Here is a 15,891-nt window from a genome sequence, read left to right on the forward strand (position 1 = left end):
TCACACAGCGGCTGAGCACACCCGAAGCTCTGCGAGGGTGCAGACACCCACGAAGCCGCGATATTGACGCCTTAGGAGCTCCAGAGCCAACGGTTTGGCCGCGCTTGCTGTCACAAAGCAGCTGAACAGCTAGAGCTCCGCGAAGGTGCTGACTCCAACGAAGCAGACCTAACTTCATCATGAACCCCAAACCACTACTGGTTAAGAACACAGATGATCTATCTAAAAGCTCTGAGATTGACATCACAGAACGCTGGCTGAACTCGCCTGCTTGTGGCATAAATGCGTTTTGTTCTCACAGCTTGCTGAATTCATGCGCTTTTTCTTGTATCGGATCTGCATCACTCTTACGCTCTCTTGTAGCTTGTTTGGCTGTCAGCAAAGCCCAGTTGTGATACTGCCTGTCTCTGAGGCTGACATCGTTGCTACACCGGCACTTATCAGAGCCATCGCTCAGCACAATACGCAGCAATGTTTACCTGCAGGGCTCAATGCGTCAGAGCCGCTCACTTCACTTATTTGTACCTACAACGCCTTGCAGAAGCCTTTGGCTGATTCTGTACAGTTCGAATTATTGGTACGGACACAGCAAACCGCACTGCAGCAATTGGTGCTGCATCATCTGGTTGACGGCCAATGGCGCAAAAAAGGCAAAGGCTATCAGCTTCAGCTAGACCTTCCGACTGACGAACATGGCATGCGATTTAAGCGATATACACCGGTACAACAATTGCAATTTGCTGATGCGGCTTATCAGCCAGCACCACAAAACCCAGCTGCTATCGGGGTGGCTTTAGTTGCCGAGCGTCCACATAGCAAAAACGCATTTGATCAGTATTATCCGCGTGAAGGTATATTTCGCAGCGTGACTGTGACCCTGCAAAGCATTCAAATCGAAAGACAACAGCTGGTAATCAAGCTCAAAGGCCATTATCTGACCGCGCCGCAGCATATTGAGGTCGCAGGCAGACAAGTCGCACTGAGTTATGATCCGGCCAGCGCCACGCTGTTGTTATTAAGAGATGCCCGTATCGACCAGTCGGCATTTTCTGCGCTGCTGGATGGTAATAAACCCGGCTATGACTATGGCATCTTTAGCCCTGGGTCGATCCGGCCGGATCGCCGGCCTATCCTGATGATCCATGGTTTGAATTCAAGCCCGATGATTTGGCTGAAACTCAGCCATGCGATTTATCGGGACCCAATACTTGCAGCACACTATCAGGTCTGGCATGCGTTTTACCCAAGTGGAGCGCCACCATTTTTTAACGCGATGCGCCTGCGCCATGACGTTGATCAGATGCGCAATCAGCTGCAGCAAAGCATGGGTTTATCCACACAAATACCGATGGTGCTGATAGGGCATAGTATGGGCGGTATTATCGCCAAGACTTTTATCATTAACAGCGGTATGGCGCTGTGGGACGAAACTTTCTTATTCCGGCCTGAAGCATGGCCGGGGAAGGACCAGGATTTGCAACGTTATAGGGATGTGTTTTTGTTTAATGCCCGGCAAGATGTTGATTCAGCGTTCTTTTTAGATACTCCGCATCACGGCGCTGAAATAGCCGAAGCCTGGTACAGCCGGCTGGCGAGTAAACTCATCACTATCCCTGAGATGTTTGCCCGGCTCAACCGGAAATTGTTTCAGCGGATCCCGATAGAAACTGTTACGCCGCAAATGCAACCGTACCTGGCAGATGGCGGGCCCAACAGTGTGCAGGTGTTGTCACCACAGCATCCGCTGTTACGCAAAATAGCGACATTGCCGTACCAGAGACCCGTGTATTCGATAGTGGGAAGTGACGATAAACCATATTGTTATGATGAGAAAGCGTGTGTGCAGCTATCAGACTCGGTAGTGCCGTTTTTCAGCGCGCATGAACCCCGTGCAGAAGCCCAGATCATAGTGCCATCACAACATGATTCCTATCAAAGCCCGGAAGCTATTGATTTTATCGTGCAGCAGTTGCGCCAGCGGCTGGACGCAGACGAATACCATTAAAGCGTGGTTGCTGACGTGGACCACAAAACGGCAGGCTGCGGGTAAATTCGGCAATGGCATTGACTTTGCCGTTTTGTGCCCGCAGTGTCGACCAATAGCGGCCGCCGCCCTGATGTTGTAGTGGGCTGCGACTGGCAATCACGCCGTCAGTACTCACCCATTTTGCTAAAATTCGCACCCCACAAGCCAGATTAATCACCGGGTCGTGCAACAATGCCGGATGACGAATATCACAGTCATACCTTTTCTGATTAGCACTTTCGATAGAGATTTGCAGCAAACCACGCGATACCACAGGCCGGCCTTTACCGTCACGGAAACGCTCCCGATAGGTTGCATCCGGTTTAAAGTTACTTTCCGGCTTGCTCATCGCTGACAACAAACCGACCCAAAATTTTCGCCGTTCCGGCTTAGCCAACTTCGGGTAATTGGGGCAAAACTGCGTGATATCCGTCGGATTTAAGCGGATCAGCGGCGAACTGCCAACGGCAGACTCGGCGGCGCGGGTCCAGCTGCCGTCCTGATTTTTCGCCGCCCAGGCAGCATAATCCAAAGACGCGAAACTGGCAGGCGCGAATAACGTCAATAATAAAATCAGCAAAAAAAGATAGCGCGGCTGCATTGGCAGTCGGGTCTCCGGTTCAATTATTTTTTCAGTAACAGATAAGCCTGGCTGTAATCGCCGCGGTGTTTATTGGCGGCGAAATAATCTGGCCAGCCCCGATAATAACCGCTTAACCAGTCCAGTTGAAACAGATTATTGGCAAAAGCGCCGCCCGTATCGGCCAGAATCGTCAATCTGTAGTGCATGACGCCGGATTCTGGTGTGGCTAACAGAATCAGCTTGCCTAACCCCAGCTGCGGGATATCACCGGCCACTGTCACTTCTGGTTTAATCGGAATTTTGTAGTCGGCATCTTTGCCATAACCCAGCACACTCTGCACTTCTTTAAAATACCAGTAACGTTGTTGTTGCTCCGGTGCTTTAGTGCGGTCATATGGGATGCCATTGGTGCGGTGCACGTTGTAATAACGATAACTTTTGCCTGATGGTACTACTGCAGTGCCTTGTAATAAGGCACCTTCCAGATCTTCGCGGCTTAACCAGAACAGCGCCGGTGCGCGCTGCGGTTGTTTTTCCAGTGCGCCGCGTACTATGTCTTGTTTGCCCAGTTGAAACCGGGTGATTTTTTTGCCAAGCGCATCCGCTGTTTCCAGATCCAAGCTGGCCTCATCATATGGCAGCCCATACAAAGCTTGATTTTGTTTCGCGGTTTTCACCAGGCTGCCATCAGCGATTTTGACAAAATATTTGGTTTGCAGAATTTTGTCGGCCGGTAGTTTTTGTAGTAAAGGTTTGTTCTTCGCAAGTTTGGCCGCGCCGGCCTGGTCCGGCAGCCAACGCACGAATTGGAAATGTTGTTGGATAAAAGCCGGATCAGTCAGGCGGGATTTGCGCCCGGCAGCCTGGTCTTCCTTGGCAATTTGGCAGATATACAGCAGCGTGTTTCTGATCTGCGCAACCGGTACTGTCGCCCCCGGAATTTTACCGCCGTGAATGGCGACTGGGTCATAACTCTGGCCTTTGTCGATATATTTCAGCGTTTCAGTGGCCACCTGACACAGATCTTTACTGCGATCCGGCCATTGCCCCGCGACAAATTGCGGTTGCTGCACAGTAAAAGTGGCTGCCGCCTCGGCGGGCACCAGGGCAGTTAATGGCAGTGCAGTAAACAATAAAGAAACAGCAAATTCAGGGCGGCGATGAAAACCAGACATAAAGAGGCTCGGCTAAATAACTTGCGAGCAGACTAGCGCAGCCGAAGCCCGTGCTCAAGGCAGAAGCGGTTTATCGACGTTTAACTGCTGAAATGACAGGCAAAATTGCTTGTATTCTGCCATGGCAGCTTTTAAAGTGACAGCTCTCAGGCTGCGCTTGTGTTAAAGCATTAGCTGATCGTTACGGAGTCCCGAATGCCGCACGACCATCATCATCACCATCATGAGAGCCAGAATATCGCGACCGCGTTCTGGTTGAATTTTAGTTTCACGCTAATTGAAATTGTCGGCGGTCTTTTGACCAACAGCGTGGCTATTCTGGCGGATGCTGTGCACGATCTTGGTGATAGTCTGGCAATTGGTTTTGCCTGGGTCGCCAGTAAAATCGCCGGTAAAGAGGCAAACAGCAGGTACAGTTATGGTTACCGACGCTGGTCGTTATTAAGCGCACTGGTAACCGGCGTGGTCTTGGTGGTTGGTTCTGTGTTGGTGCTGGTAACTGCTATCCCGCGGTTATGGGAACCTGTGCTGCCGCATGCGCCCGGCATGATCGCTTTGGCGGTGCTCGGTGTGGTGGTCAATGGCGCTGCAGTACTGAAGCTTAAACGCGGCAAAACCCAGAATGAGCAGGTGCTGAGCTGGCATTTGCTGGAAGATGTGTTGGGCTGGGCCGTGGTGCTGATTGGCAGCGTGCTGATTTACTTCACCGGCTGGGCATTTCTTGACCCTTTGCTGTCTATTGGTTTTACCTTATTTATTCTGCTAAACGTCTGGCGTAGCCTCAAACGCACCATCGCGCTGTTTTTACAGGTGACACCGGATGCGCAATTAACGGCGCAGCTTGAACAGGCGCTGACCGCATTGCCCTTTGTTGAAAGCGCCCATCACCTGCATCTGTGGTCGCTGGACGGCGAGCAACATGTGCTGACCGTGCATTTACGCCTGAAACATGATGCAGATAGCCATCAGCTCAGTCATTACAAAGAAGAAGTCCGGGTCGTGTTAGCCCCGCATCAGCTGGCGCATACCACGGTTGAATTTGAAGGACCGGCTGAGTTATGTCGTGATGAAAAAGGGACAGTCATGTCGCATGCTGTGCACGACCACGACCATCAAAGCTGTAATCACCAGCACGGCGCATCGGATCCGCACCGGCATTAACGCCATTGCCAGATTAAGGCCGAAATAAAGCAGGGCACCGAGGTGCCCTGTTTTTCTAATCCAATGTCAGGCAGTCTTACAGCAAGCCTTCCTGCTCCAGACTAATCTCATCCAGTGACAAGGCAAAACTGGGCACAAAGGTATCGAGAAAATACTGTACGGCCGGTGATTGTGCGGCCGCCAGCATTTTTTCCAGCCGGCGTTTGGCAATAGTGAACTCGCGATTGCCAGCAGTAATTTCTTCCAGCGTTTTTAAATAAGCACAAAGATTGTCCGCCGCTTTAACCAGCAGTTTTTCCTCGGCGCTGTAACACTCACCGAGCAAATATTCGCGATAAACGCTCTGCAGCTCAGGCGGCAGCATCGACAACAGTTTTTGCTCAGCGATGGCTTCTATCTTTTTGTACTCATCGGCAATTTGCGGATTAAAGTATTTGACCGGCGTCGGTAAGTCACCGGTCAATACTTCACTGGCGTCATGGAATAGCGCGAGGGTTGCAACGCGTTCAGGGTCTAATGTGCCGGCGAAATACTGGCGGTCTATCACCGCCAGCATATGTGCCACCAAGGCAACCTGATGGCTGTGTTCAGCGACGTTTTCCGTGTTGATGTTGCGCATCAGCGGCCAGCGGTTAATCAGCTTCATCCGAAACAGATGGGCGAAAAAGTGACTGTGAGCGCTCATATCAGCCTCCGGTAGCACATCGACTTCACAGCTGCTGATAACCGGGCAGGAATTGCGCCAGCTTGCCGATCGCCTGTTCCAGCACTTCTTTATGTGGCAGCAGTACAATGCGGAAGTGGTCCGGCTCCGGCCAGTTAAAGGCGCGGCCGTGTACCAGCAGCACTTTATGCTGGCGCAGGAAATCCAGCACCATCAGCTCATCGTCTTTAATCGGAAATTTTTTCCGGTCAATTTTCGGGAATAAATACATCGCGCCTTTAGGTCTGACACAGCTCAGGCCGTCGATTTCATTGACCAGACGGTGCGCGACATCCATCTGGTCGTATAAACGACCGCCGGGGACCACTAGCTCGTTGATGCTCTGGTAGCCACCCAGTGCGGTCTGCACGGCATGTTGCACCGGCACGTTAGCGCATAACCGCATTGAGGCCAGAATGTTCAGGCCTTCAATATAAGGCCGGGCGCGCTGTTTGGCGCCGGAGATAAATAACCAGCCGACACGAAACCCAGCGATGCGGTAGTTTTTCGACAAACCGCCAAAAGTCAGGATCACTAAATCATCCGCAAGGGCTGCGGTCGGCGTGTGCGTGGCGCCGTCATACAGAATTTTGTCGTAGATTTCATCGCTGAGCACGACCAGACCATGTTCACGGGCGATACTCAGAATATCCAGCAACAAAGTGTCGTTATACACGGCTCCGGTTGGGTTATTCGGGTTAATCAGCACTATGGCTTTGGTATTACTGGTGATTTTGGCGCGGATATCCGCGATATCCGGGTACCAGTCGGCGGTTTCATCACAGCGATAATGCACAGCTTTGCCACCGGCGAGGTTCACGGCAGCGGTCCACAGCGGATAATCCGGCGATGGGATCAGCACTTCGTCACCATTATTTAATAAGCCTTGTAGCGCCATCAAAATGAGTTCGGAAACGCCATTACCGATATAAACGTCGTCGGCGTCGGCACCGCGAATGCCGCGCGACTGATAATACTGTGCCACTGCAACCCGGGCCGGATAAATACCCTGGGAATCGCTGTAACCTTGCGCTGTGGGCAGGTTATGGATCACATGTTTGAGGATCTCATCCGGCGCCTCAAAACCGAAAGGGGCGGGATTACCGATATTGAGCTTTAAAATGCGATGGCCTTCTTCTTCCATCCGTTTCGCTTCGCGGGCTACCGGGCCGCGAATGTCATAACAAACTCCATCTAACTTGGTCGATCGCTCAATTGGTTTCATAACCCTTACTTTACAGCCTCCGCAGCATGAGTCTAAATAATCTGTAGCTTTTGCTTACACCTTGAAACAGTGTTCAGCACTGTTCACCCCCATACTGCCAGAAAAAACCAGCATTCGGGAGTCTGGATGGTTAAATTGTCAGAAGTTCCACTGGGTGCGCTGGTGGTCTGTGAAATATTCCACCTGTTTGAGCATACCGGCATCTATATAGGCGAAGGTCAGATTGTTGAACTGCAAGGCACCGGGCTGGTGCGTAGTGTCTCCGTCGCCCGCTTTATGGATAACCGCAGCGGCGAAGAGCTGATGCTCGCTTGTGACAGCCGCGGTAAACCTATCGGAAATATGGCAGCGGCTGAACGCGCCGCCAGTCAGATTTTCACCTATCAGACCTACGACCTGATCAGTAATAACTGCCATCGGTTTTGCTGTAATTGTCTGAGCGGCCGGCACTGGCCAGTCACCAGTTTTTTTGACTTACGACAGGTGTTGGAGCAGCAGTTGGGGCAGAAAATCCTGTTTAAAACTATCCAAACAGAGTCGCACCGTTTTCGATAAAACAGATTAAAAACAATAAGATAAAATTTACTGAAGTTTTTTGAACCGTACTTTACGGAATTTTTAGTCGAAAAAAGCGTCGGAAGCAGCTAGAATACGCCCCCTTTGCGTCAGAGTTATGCAGCTGCGTGATGTTACGCAGACGCCTGAACCGGTGTTTTTGCCCGATCAGACCCTGGGGTTTTGTAGCGTTGAATTGCGGTGAAGTGCTGATTTTTTGGCCAAAACCCGACTGCACAACAGGCCCCGATAACGAGGAACTACCGATGAACAACTTGCTTAAACTGAGCGGCCTCGGCCTGGCTACCGTCCTGGTAGGCTGTGCTGCGGTTTATCCCTTTATGCAGGCTGATCCACGCGCAGACGCGCAGCAGCTGGCTGACTGGCAAATGCCAAGTAAACTGTCTGCGCTGGAATCCGAAGATCAACTGAAGTTGCTGTCCCGTCTGACTTATCCCGATACGATGCCCGCATTAAAAGCAGTGCCTGATTTCTCTGCTATCAAAGATACCGACAGCCGGAAAAAAGCCTTTTTTGATTACCTGACGCCCTTTATCGAGCGGGAAAATGCCCGCATCGTCAAACTGCGCAGCCAAATTGAAGAACTTGAAGGCAAACTGCAAAAGCAGCAACAGCTGACTGTCGAGGAATATGCCTTTATTTACAGTCTGTTCGATGAATTTAAAATCGACATGATGGATGCTGACCTCGATGGCGTGCGTGAGTTACTCGCCCGCGTCGACGTGATCCCGGCCAGCCTGGTGTTAACTCAGGCGGCAAAAGAATCAGGGTGGGGCAGCAGCAGGTTTGCCATCGAAGGCTACAACTTCTTTGGCCAATGGTGCTTTAAATCCGGTTGTGGTGTAGTGCCGTCCAAACGCGGTCAGGGCAAGTATCACGAAGTCGCGGTATTTGACCATGCCGGTGACAGTGTCAACGCGTATTTCTATAACCTCAACACCTTTTATGTCTACGAAGAGCTGCGTGCCATCCGGGCGAAAACCCGCCGTGAACATGGCCATGTAGTGGCAGAAAAACTGGCGGCAGGTTTAGCGCGTTATTCCGAGCGCGGTCAGCAATATGTCGAAGAGATCACTGCGATGATCATCGCAACCCGCAAAATGATTGGACAAAGCTGATGCAGAGTTTTTTAAACCGCCTGATCGGTAGCAGCATCGCTGCGCTGGTTGTTGTGACCTTGCTGACGCCAGCCTTAGCCGACACTGTATTTAACTACGACGGCTTTTACGCCCGGATGAAAAAAAGCGAAAAAGCTGAATATAGCGAGATCACGCTGACGTTTTTGTTGCAAAAAGCCGGCGCGACCGAGCGCTGTCAAATCGATTCGGCGGCGATCACCACAGATATCAGCTCAGCACCTCTGACCCTGGCGGCCAATGGTGAATTGCTCCTGCCGTATGATGAACTACTTAATAGCCGCAAAGCGCTGATCCAACTGAAACAACAACCGGATGCTGTGCCCTGCGATTTAAATTTCCGGCTGCGTAGCCGCTTACCGCTGGATAAAACGTTATCGCTGGCGCAGCTGCACAAAACTCATCAGCAGTTTGACGGTTTATTAAAAGACCTGGCGGGTTTAGGTAAATATTTCCTGCCGGATATGACAGGTGTGACTGTGTTATTCAGCAGTGACGCGCTGGTTGAGGATGTGTCGCAAGCCCTGTTGGAGCGGGTAAAATGTGAAGGCAAACAATGCCATATCGATTTGACCGGACTTGATGCCAACACTGCGGCCAGCGTCAGTTTTAACCAGACACCAGATTATCTGGTGCCGTTGCTGCAGCGCTAAGCAGCTCCTGCAGTGCCGGAACTGGTTCTGCTGACCCACGCGACGGAATTTGACCGGCCGACAAATACTGGCCGGTTAGTGCTGCAAACTGCTTTAGAAAACCTTGCTGCGCAAACTGACAGTGTTACCTGGCAAGTGCGCACGCCGCTGTGGCAACGAAAATGCCCCGATCCTGCTTTGATTGCCAGCATCAAAGCGGCGGCCGACAATCCACTGCGTCCTTACGTGCTGCTATTCCCAGCGACAGATGCCCGAACCGTAAATGTCGACATGTCATATTGCCCTACAAACGATGTCCCAGCATTCCCCGCTGGTTTTATCCTGCTGGATGCGACCTGGCAGCAGGCGCAAAAAATGTATAATCAAAGTCCATATCTGCATGCATTGCCAAAATGGCAGATTGTATCGACCCGTCCGTCCACCTATACGCTCAGGCGTAATCAGAAGCAGCAGGGCTGGTGTACGGCTGAAATAGTCATGATGTTGTGGGGGCATCTGGGCGCGATTGAGCAAGCAGATCAACTCGAAGCGCGTTTTATGGCATTTAATCAGCGATAGTGCCTGATGTGACTGTATGGTTGGCTCAGCCCTGATGCTTGGTCATTCGGCCTGAAGTCGTGCTATGGCCCGCAAGCACGATGATGGCCAGAATGCTCAATAATAACAAGGCATTAGCTGGGGCCTGCAAATTAAAATCAACAGTACAATGCAACGCCATATGACACAGCGCCATCAGGCAGCCGAAACACAAACCACGCAGTAACTTATCGTCATGCAGGTGCATTACCTGAAATGCTGTCCAGCCCAGGTACAACAGCCATAGCAGTAACATGACGGTCAGCGGCACACCCAGTTCAATCGCAAACTGTAGGTAATCATTATGGGCATGGTCATAGAAACCGCTATATGCCCCCGGTTGTACCGCCGGAAATATAGTGTAAAAACTACCACCGCCACTACCGGTCCAAAAATGCTGTTGCAGTAACGGGATAGAATCAAGGACAACGTTATCCCGAGCTTCACTGGCAAACGAAGTATCCTGATAGCGTTGCTGAAGTTTATCCAAGCCAAACATCGAGCCAATGAGCACCATATCCAGAAGTAAAATGCTGATCACCAGGGGTTTCAATAATGCCGGTGGCCGTTTGTAAAACCACAATGCCGCCAATGCCATCACTATTAAAGCAGTAAAGAAGGCGGCATTACCCATACGGGATCGGCTCATCACCAAACCGACAACCATTACCACCATCGCCAGGCGCAACATAAATTTGGCACTTAAGATACTGCTCAGAATTTCACGGCTGAGCTGACGCCAGTCTCTGTGGCGGCGCTGGCTGGACAATTGTGACAATAACAATCCAATCGCCACAGACAATGCTAATGCCAGATAGTTTGCAAAGTGATTTTGATAGACAAAAGTGCCACGGGCCTTGTTATTTTCATCCATACCGATCACTGGCGACAACTCCTGACCAGAAAGCTGCAGCACTACGCCATAAAAGGCTTGTAAAGCACCAGCAATCACAATAGCTAAAGCCAGCAGCCGTAGACGTTTATTGCCCTGTGTGTATCTGAGTAACAATACAAACCACAATACAAAAAATACTGTTTTCAACAACATGATCTGGGTTTGATAGGGGTCAACAGAAGCAAATAGTGGCCATGGACTAAAACTCTGCAGCATGAGCCAAAGGACCATCAGCATCAGCGGAGTAACCGCCAGCCAATAACGACGCGGTAATAGTTCAAACTGTGGAGAGCGCAAACACTGCAACAAATGCAACAGGAAAGCAGTGCCTATCAACAATTCTAGTAAGGCCCATGACCAAGGCCGGTTTGAACCCAGCGGAATAGGGGCCCAAATCAAAATGCAACAAAGCAGAATAAAGATCAAACGGTTCAGAGTGCCCGGCTGCATGCGATGAGGTCCTGAAATGTGCTGAAAAGCCTGGAACAAAAAAGCCCCAATCAAAGGGGCTTTTTGTGGAAAAATGCGACTTAACTGCCGCTGGCCAGGCTGGTATCACCGGTACCGGTGCCGCCACCTGCGCCAACACCGCCAGGTGTTGCTGCGATGGCAGGAGCCGGAGCTGCGGTTGCAGAGCCTGCAGCTGCTGCTGTTTGCAACGCATTTGTGATCAATGTCGGGTCAATATTAGCTGCGATTGCTAATGTGGTCAGCGTATCCTGGTCGATGCACTGGTTATTCACTGATTTCAGTACTTCTTCAACCAGTACTGGATCGTTGCCGGCTTGTTCCAGCGCATAATCGATCACTTGCTCAGCGAGTTTTGGATTACAGGTTTTTAATTCAGTCATTTTGGCAACAAAACCACCCATCGAAAGACCTTCGGTCTGCGCCTGCGCATACAGAGTTGCGATATCTGCGGCCGCTTGTTGTGCGGTGGTATGTGTAGCTGCGAATACAGCCATTGAGATCAACGCGATTTTTACGATTTTCATATGCGGTCCTCGCATAAAAACTGAACAAAAAATGCAATTACTTTGATGATAACTGATTATTGCTGAATTTGCAGTCACTTTTCTCGGCTATTTGCAGAAAACTCACCGGTGCGTGCAATGCGCGCCCCTGTAGTGCATCAACATGTAACTGCTGGCAAATGTCCGCCTGGCTGTGGTGCTCCACTTGCGCGGCTATCACTTTGATGCCTATGCCGTGGCAAATCTGCGTCATCGTTTCAACAAAAAAACGGGTATCGGTCGACTCAAGTGCGTGAATATAACTGCCATCAATTTTTATAAAGTCGATATTCAGGCCCTGCAGGTACCGGAAGGAGCTGAAGCTGGCGCCAAAACGCTCAATGGTAATGGCTGCGCCCGCTTGTTTTAACGCGCCAAAAAACTGATTCGCCGACGCGATAGCACCGAGCGTAGCCTGTTCGTTGACTTCAAAGACCAATTTGGGCAGCCACGCACGGTTGGCTTCCAGCGTATTGACCAGCCAGCGTGTGAACTGGCTGTCGTGCAGCGCACTTTTACTCAGATTAATTGCGAAACTGTGACCGCTCTGGCCGCGCAGCTGGCTCAGAATATAAGTAACCAGCGCTTTATCCAGCAGCAATGACACGCCGAGACGCTCCGCCATGGCAAACACATCAGCCGATGCCAGCTGTTCGCCTCGGGAATTAAAACGCACAAAGGTCTCGGCATATAAAACCTGCTCGCCCTGAAACACCGGTTGTACTTCAAGGTTAAACATCGTCGCCATTTCTTTTGATATCTGCAACGAGGTATCGCTGAAACCGGCCGTTGTGTCTGATACCACAGAACGGGTGAATTCGTGCAGAATTTCCTGCCAGTGGCTGCGGCTTAGTGGATTGATCAAGGTTTCGGCCGGATTTTGAGTCGCCGGAGCCGGATGATTCAGTTGTCTGGCCTGCAATCCATCCAGTCGGGCCAGCACTGAGCTCAGCTCTTCAGCACCCTGCAGCTGTGCCATCACGACCGCCGCAAAGCCTTGCGGATATTGTTCGCTGTTGGCGATTTCAAATGTTTGCTGTAATTGCAGTAAAAAAGTGCTGGCGCTGCCCTCACCAAATTGTGTCAGGATAGCGAACTCAGAGCCGGAAATGCGAAATACCTGTGCCAGTTCCTGAGTGCGGGCCTGCTGTTGTAACAAGCCTGCGGCTTTTTCTACATACTGGTCGCCTGCGGCATAACCCTGCTGATCATTAACCTGTTTTAGAGAGGTCAGGGCAATCAGAGTCAAATAAGGCTGGTTGGCATCCAGTGCCGGTGTATGCGGCAAACTGCTGAATGACTGCAATAAAGCCCGCCGGTTCGGCAGGCCGGTTAAAGGATCCAGATAGACTTGTTGATTCAGTTGCTCAGCCCGGTCGGTCATTTCGCTGAAATTACGTTTCACATTACTGACCATATGATTTAAAGCCCGCACGACTGCGCGCAGCTCTTTGGTCAGTGGCATATAGTTCAGCAGTTCAAAGCGTTTTTCCGCCAAATGCTGCGCCAGCCTCTCGATGTCCTTCAATGGTTTTAACACATACCACAGCAGCAAATGAACGGCGCCAAGCGCCAGCATGCAAATCATTAAACTGGTCCAGAATACTGCTTTGGTATGCTGCCACAGACTTTTAAAGGCATACCCCGGGTGTGCCTGAACACTAAGAGTGCCAGCGATACGCCAGCCATCATTCACTTCACTTTGCATCACTGGCGGCTCGAGTGGGAACAGGGCAAGAAACCAAACCGGCACACCTTCCACCAGTAATTCATTCTGACGTTCCAGCAGTGGTTTTTTCTGCTGGTCGGCAAAGCGTATCTGTAGGTACGCACCTGAATCAAATATTGCCGATACCATAGTATCTGCGACTGTCATATCGTCACTACCGACATAAGGTGAAATGGCAAGCCCGAGACTATTCGCTGTGTCCTGTGCAGTTTGTGCCAGTTGAGAATCGAGATAATTGCGCATATTACTGGTACTGACCAACACCGTGGCGGCAAAGGTCAACATGGCAAGAATAATGAGCAGGATACTGAGCTGTGTACTCAGCGCGACGCCTTTGGGCTCTGCTGGTGTTACCTGGCTGGATTTGCTGTGTTCAGTCATTATTATTTTGCTCTGTCAAGGCGGCACCAGCCGTCGTTAATCTTGTTATATCAATAAGATGGCGGGGTTTAAACCCTTTTCTTATTGGCCTTGTTCAATTTTGTCTAATACGGCAGTCCATTGGCTGTTACCCCGGCCATTATTGACCTTTTTGCCCAGGCCATTGGCCTTGGCGAGCCACAGGCCGCTGGCGTTAAAACTGTAAATTGGCTTCAGATCGGACCTGTCCCGCGCTGAACGGATCTGGCTGTCCATATTGTCCAGCACCAGCGGATACGCATCCGGCGTTTCGAAGTAAATCAGCACCATATGTGGTTCATTACGAGACAGCGCCCGCACGTACATCAGCCTGAGTTTTTCATCCGCGACACCCATGGCACGCAGACTGAAGTACTTACTGATGGCATAGTCTTCGCAATCACCGCCACCGGTACCAAGACTTTCCAGCGGAGTTGCCCAATAATCGTTTTTACCCCAATGCTCGAGGTCGGTGCGGTAGCTGATATGGCGGTTAGCATAATCGTTTGCAAGATGCAGGCGTTGCCAGTCGGATTCAGAGCGGCCGCTTTCAATCATCAGCTGAAAATCCTGCAGTCTTTTACGTCCAGCCTCGTCGTACTGGCTTATCGCTTCTTGCAAATAGGTGGCTGGCAACGCTTGCTCCGGCGCAGGTTTTGGCGTCAGAGTCAAATAGAGCAGGGGGAGCCAAAAAGCGCTGCGGCTGATGATGAATTCCTTCTTGCCTGTACTGAAGGCAAATGTGCAGCGATAAGAAGACACATTCGCGAATTAAATCAAGGGTATCACAGCGGGTTGCCGCGCTCAAACCACCGACAGTTATTCGGCATCGCAACTACTTTTACTGCGTAAAATTTCAGCCTGTCGTGCGGATAAAACCGACAAATGGTTGACGCAGTTCAGATTTAACCGGTAACCACAGCTGATTCGATTGCGTGGTTCTGGCAAAAACGGTATAAAACGGCGACATTCAGCTATGCAGACACCGCTGTATTACAGCCAGTCAACCGCAGTGTTTGTCACAGTTTTTGCTATAAATCAGCCAGAGGCTGGATTGTTTGCCCGCCATTGGCTTGAGTTTAACCGGACAGATGAGTCGCACATGGAACCTAAACTCGTAAGAAAGGCCGCAGTGCCTGTTGTCTCTGATCGCGCAGTAACACGTGCGGTGATCCCGGTTGCGGGTCTTGGCACCCGAATGTTGCCTGCGACCAAAGCGATGCCCAAGGAAATGCTGCCAATCGTCGATAAACCACTGATCCAATATGTGGTCCAGGAAGCGGTTGCGGCTGGCATCACTGAGATAGTGCTGGTGACGCACTCGTCAAAAAACAGTATTGAAAACCATTTTGATACCTCGTTTGAGCTTGAAGCCACGCTGGAAAGGCGTGTTAAGCGCCAGTTACTCGATGAAGTGCGCAACATCACACCAAAAAATGTCACCATCATTTCTGTGCGTCAGCCGCATGCATTGGGCCTTGGCCATGCGATTTTGTGCGCGCGTCCGGTGGTGCGGAACCATCCATTTGCCGTGTTGTTACCAGACGTCATCATCGATCAGTACCGGGCCAATCTGAAAAAAGACAATCTGGCCGAAATGATTAAACGTTACGAACAAACCGGTCATAGCCAAATCATGGTTGAACCTGTGCCGGCAGCGCTGGTAAATCAATATGGTGTGGTTGATTTAGCCGGCCAGAGCCTCATCGAAGGCCAGAGTGTGGCAGTCAGCGATATGGTGGAAAAACCGGATATTGATGAAGCGCCAAGCAATTTTGCGATTACAGGTCGTTATGTATTGTCGCCAACCATTTGGGACTTGCTGGAATACACACCGCCGGGTGCCGGTGATGAGATTCAGCTGACAGACGGTTTGCATCAGTTACGGTTGCTCGAAACCATCGAAGCTTATCACCTGAAGGGTAAGTCCCATGACTGTGGCAGCAAGATCGGTTATGCACTGGCCAATGCCGAATACGCGCTGCGCGCTGCATTCGGGGCTGAATTTAAAGAAAAACTGCTGCAATTGCTGAAGGATTAA

General features: G+C 50.8%; 15 protein-coding genes. 7 read left to right on the forward strand and 8 right to left on the reverse strand.

Annotated features, from left to right (window positions below; translation table 11 throughout):
- The first annotated feature begins 547 nt into the window (after nt 1-547).
- Nucleotides 548-2,005, forward strand: a complete 1,458-nt coding sequence (locus ABNT34_RS01850; protein ID WP_348728288.1) for an alpha/beta fold hydrolase — start codon at nt 548-550, stop codon at nt 2,003-2,005.
- Here ABNT34_RS01850 and ABNT34_RS01855 read toward each other — a convergent pair.
- Both ABNT34_RS01855 and ABNT34_RS01860 read right to left on the reverse strand, forming a co-directional pair.
- Complete coding sequence (locus ABNT34_RS01855; RefSeq protein WP_348728290.1) at nt 1,956-2,627, reverse strand: transglycosylase SLT domain-containing protein; 672 nt, start codon at nt 2,625-2,627, stop codon at nt 1,956-1,958. The two genes, ABNT34_RS01850 and ABNT34_RS01855, sit on opposite strands and share 50 nt — an antisense overlap.
- Nucleotides 2,628-2,650: 23 nt before the next feature.
- Entirely contained in the window at nt 2,651-3,784 is a 1,134-nt protein-coding gene (locus ABNT34_RS01860; RefSeq protein WP_348728292.1) for a hypothetical protein, read from the reverse strand.
- 195 nt (nt 3,785-3,979) lie between these two features.
- Here ABNT34_RS01860 and ABNT34_RS01865 point away from each other — a divergent pair, with 195 nt between their 5' ends.
- Nucleotides 3,980-4,945, forward strand: a complete 966-nt coding sequence (locus tag ABNT34_RS01865; protein WP_348728294.1) for a cation diffusion facilitator family transporter — start codon at nt 3,980-3,982, stop codon at nt 4,943-4,945.
- 76 nt (nt 4,946-5,021) lie between these two features.
- On the opposite strand, the gene yfbR is transcribed toward ABNT34_RS01865, so the two are convergent.
- Nucleotides 5,022-5,630 carry a 5'-deoxynucleotidase gene (gene yfbR, locus ABNT34_RS01870; RefSeq protein WP_348728296.1) on the reverse strand — a complete coding sequence of 203 codons (609 nt, stop codon included), beginning with the start codon at nt 5,628-5,630 and terminating at the stop codon, nt 5,022-5,024.
- Between the two features lie 25 nt (nt 5,631-5,655).
- On the reverse strand, nt 5,656-6,873 hold the full coding sequence (locus tag ABNT34_RS01875) for a pyridoxal phosphate-dependent aminotransferase (RefSeq protein WP_348728298.1): 1,218 nt from the start codon (nt 6,871-6,873) through the stop codon (nt 5,656-5,658).
- Nucleotides 6,874-6,999: 126 nt separating this feature from the next.
- Here ABNT34_RS01875 and ABNT34_RS01880 point away from each other — a divergent pair, with 126 nt between their 5' ends.
- From ABNT34_RS01880 to ABNT34_RS01895, 4 genes are all read left to right on the forward strand, one after another.
- Nucleotides 7,000-7,428 carry a lecithin retinol acyltransferase family protein gene (locus tag ABNT34_RS01880; protein WP_348728300.1) on the forward strand — a complete coding sequence of 143 codons (429 nt, stop codon included), beginning with the start codon at nt 7,000-7,002 and terminating at the stop codon, nt 7,426-7,428.
- Nucleotides 7,429-7,694: 266 nt separating this feature from the next.
- Nucleotides 7,695-8,567, forward strand: a complete 873-nt coding sequence (locus ABNT34_RS01885; protein WP_348728301.1) for a glucosaminidase domain-containing protein — start codon at nt 7,695-7,697, stop codon at nt 8,565-8,567.
- Nucleotides 8,567-9,238: a DUF2987 domain-containing protein gene (locus tag ABNT34_RS01890; RefSeq protein WP_348728303.1), complete on the forward strand. Its 672-nt coding sequence runs from the start codon at nt 8,567-8,569 to the stop codon at nt 9,236-9,238. Before ABNT34_RS01885 ends, ABNT34_RS01890 begins: the two co-directional genes overlap by 1 nt.
- A 12-nt stretch (nt 9,239-9,250) precedes the next feature.
- Nucleotides 9,251-9,796 carry a tRNA-uridine aminocarboxypropyltransferase gene (locus ABNT34_RS01895; protein ID WP_348728305.1) on the forward strand — a complete coding sequence of 182 codons (546 nt, stop codon included), beginning with the start codon at nt 9,251-9,253 and terminating at the stop codon, nt 9,794-9,796.
- A 25-nt stretch (nt 9,797-9,821) separates the two neighbouring features.
- Here the strand turns inward: ABNT34_RS01895 and ABNT34_RS01900 are convergent, their stop codons facing one another.
- The 4 genes from ABNT34_RS01900 to ABNT34_RS01915 all read right to left on the reverse strand — a co-directional run bounded on the left by ABNT34_RS01900 (nt 9,822) and on the right by ABNT34_RS01915 (nt 14,486).
- On the reverse strand, nt 9,822-10,940 hold the full coding sequence (locus tag ABNT34_RS01900; protein WP_348728307.1) for an O-antigen ligase family protein: 1,119 nt from the start codon (nt 10,938-10,940) through the stop codon (nt 9,822-9,824).
- A gap of 299 nt (nt 10,941-11,239) precedes the next feature.
- Nucleotides 11,240-11,704: a hypothetical protein gene (locus ABNT34_RS01905; RefSeq protein WP_348728309.1), complete on the reverse strand. Its 465-nt coding sequence runs from the start codon at nt 11,702-11,704 to the stop codon at nt 11,240-11,242.
- Nucleotides 11,705-11,741: 37 nt separating this feature from the next.
- Nucleotides 11,742-13,832 (reverse strand): EAL domain-containing protein, encoded by a 2,091-nt coding sequence (locus ABNT34_RS01910; protein ID WP_348728311.1) that lies wholly within the window; start codon nt 13,830-13,832, stop codon nt 11,742-11,744.
- An 81-nt stretch (nt 13,833-13,913) separates the two neighbouring features.
- Nucleotides 13,914-14,486 carry a transglutaminase-like cysteine peptidase gene (locus ABNT34_RS01915; protein WP_348728313.1) on the reverse strand — a complete coding sequence of 191 codons (573 nt, stop codon included), beginning with the start codon at nt 14,484-14,486 and terminating at the stop codon, nt 13,914-13,916.
- Nucleotides 14,487-14,952: 466 nt separating this feature from the next.
- Between ABNT34_RS01915 and galU the strand changes: the two genes are divergently transcribed.
- The gene (gene galU, locus ABNT34_RS01920) at nt 14,953-15,891 is read left to right on the forward strand and encodes a UTP--glucose-1-phosphate uridylyltransferase GalU (RefSeq protein WP_348728315.1); all 939 of its coding nucleotides are present in this window, start codon (nt 14,953-14,955) and stop codon (nt 15,889-15,891) included.

Source organism: Rheinheimera texasensis, from assembly GCF_964031785.1.
In the GTDB taxonomy this organism is placed as follows: Bacteria; Pseudomonadota; Gammaproteobacteria; order Enterobacterales; family Alteromonadaceae; genus Pararheinheimera; species Pararheinheimera texasensis_A.

Bases quoted from the DNA above. Each gene is read 5' to 3' on its own strand.
- ABNT34_RS01855 (WP_348728290.1), bottom strand. From the start codon at position 2,627: ATGCAGCCGCGCTATCTTTTTTTGCTGATTTTATTATTGACGTTATTC.
- ABNT34_RS01860 (WP_348728292.1), bottom strand. From the start codon at position 3,784: ATGTCTGGTTTTCATCGCCGCCCTGAATTTGCTGTTTCTTTATTGTTT.
- ABNT34_RS01865 (WP_348728294.1), top strand. From the start codon at position 3,980: ATGCCGCACGACCATCATCATCACCATCATGAGAGCCAGAATATCGCG.
- yfbR (WP_348728296.1), bottom strand. From the start codon at position 5,630: ATGAGCGCTCACAGTCACTTTTTCGCCCATCTGTTTCGGATGAAGCTG.
- ABNT34_RS01875 (WP_348728298.1), bottom strand. From the start codon at position 6,873: ATGAAACCAATTGAGCGATCGACCAAGTTAGATGGAGTTTGTTATGAC.
- ABNT34_RS01880 (WP_348728300.1), top strand. From the start codon at position 7,000: ATGGTTAAATTGTCAGAAGTTCCACTGGGTGCGCTGGTGGTCTGTGAA.
- ABNT34_RS01885 (WP_348728301.1), top strand. From the start codon at position 7,695: ATGAACAACTTGCTTAAACTGAGCGGCCTCGGCCTGGCTACCGTCCTG.
- ABNT34_RS01890 (WP_348728303.1), top strand. From the start codon at position 8,567: ATGCAGAGTTTTTTAAACCGCCTGATCGGTAGCAGCATCGCTGCGCTG.
- ABNT34_RS01900 (WP_348728307.1), bottom strand. From the start codon at position 10,940: ATGGTCCTTTGGCTCATGCTGCAGAGTTTTAGTCCATGGCCACTATTT.
- ABNT34_RS01905 (WP_348728309.1), bottom strand. From the start codon at position 11,704: ATGAAAATCGTAAAAATCGCGTTGATCTCAATGGCTGTATTCGCAGCT.
- ABNT34_RS01910 (WP_348728311.1), bottom strand. From the start codon at position 13,832: ATGACTGAACACAGCAAATCCAGCCAGGTAACACCAGCAGAGCCCAAA.
- galU (WP_348728315.1), top strand. From the start codon at position 14,953: ATGGAACCTAAACTCGTAAGAAAGGCCGCAGTGCCTGTTGTCTCTGAT.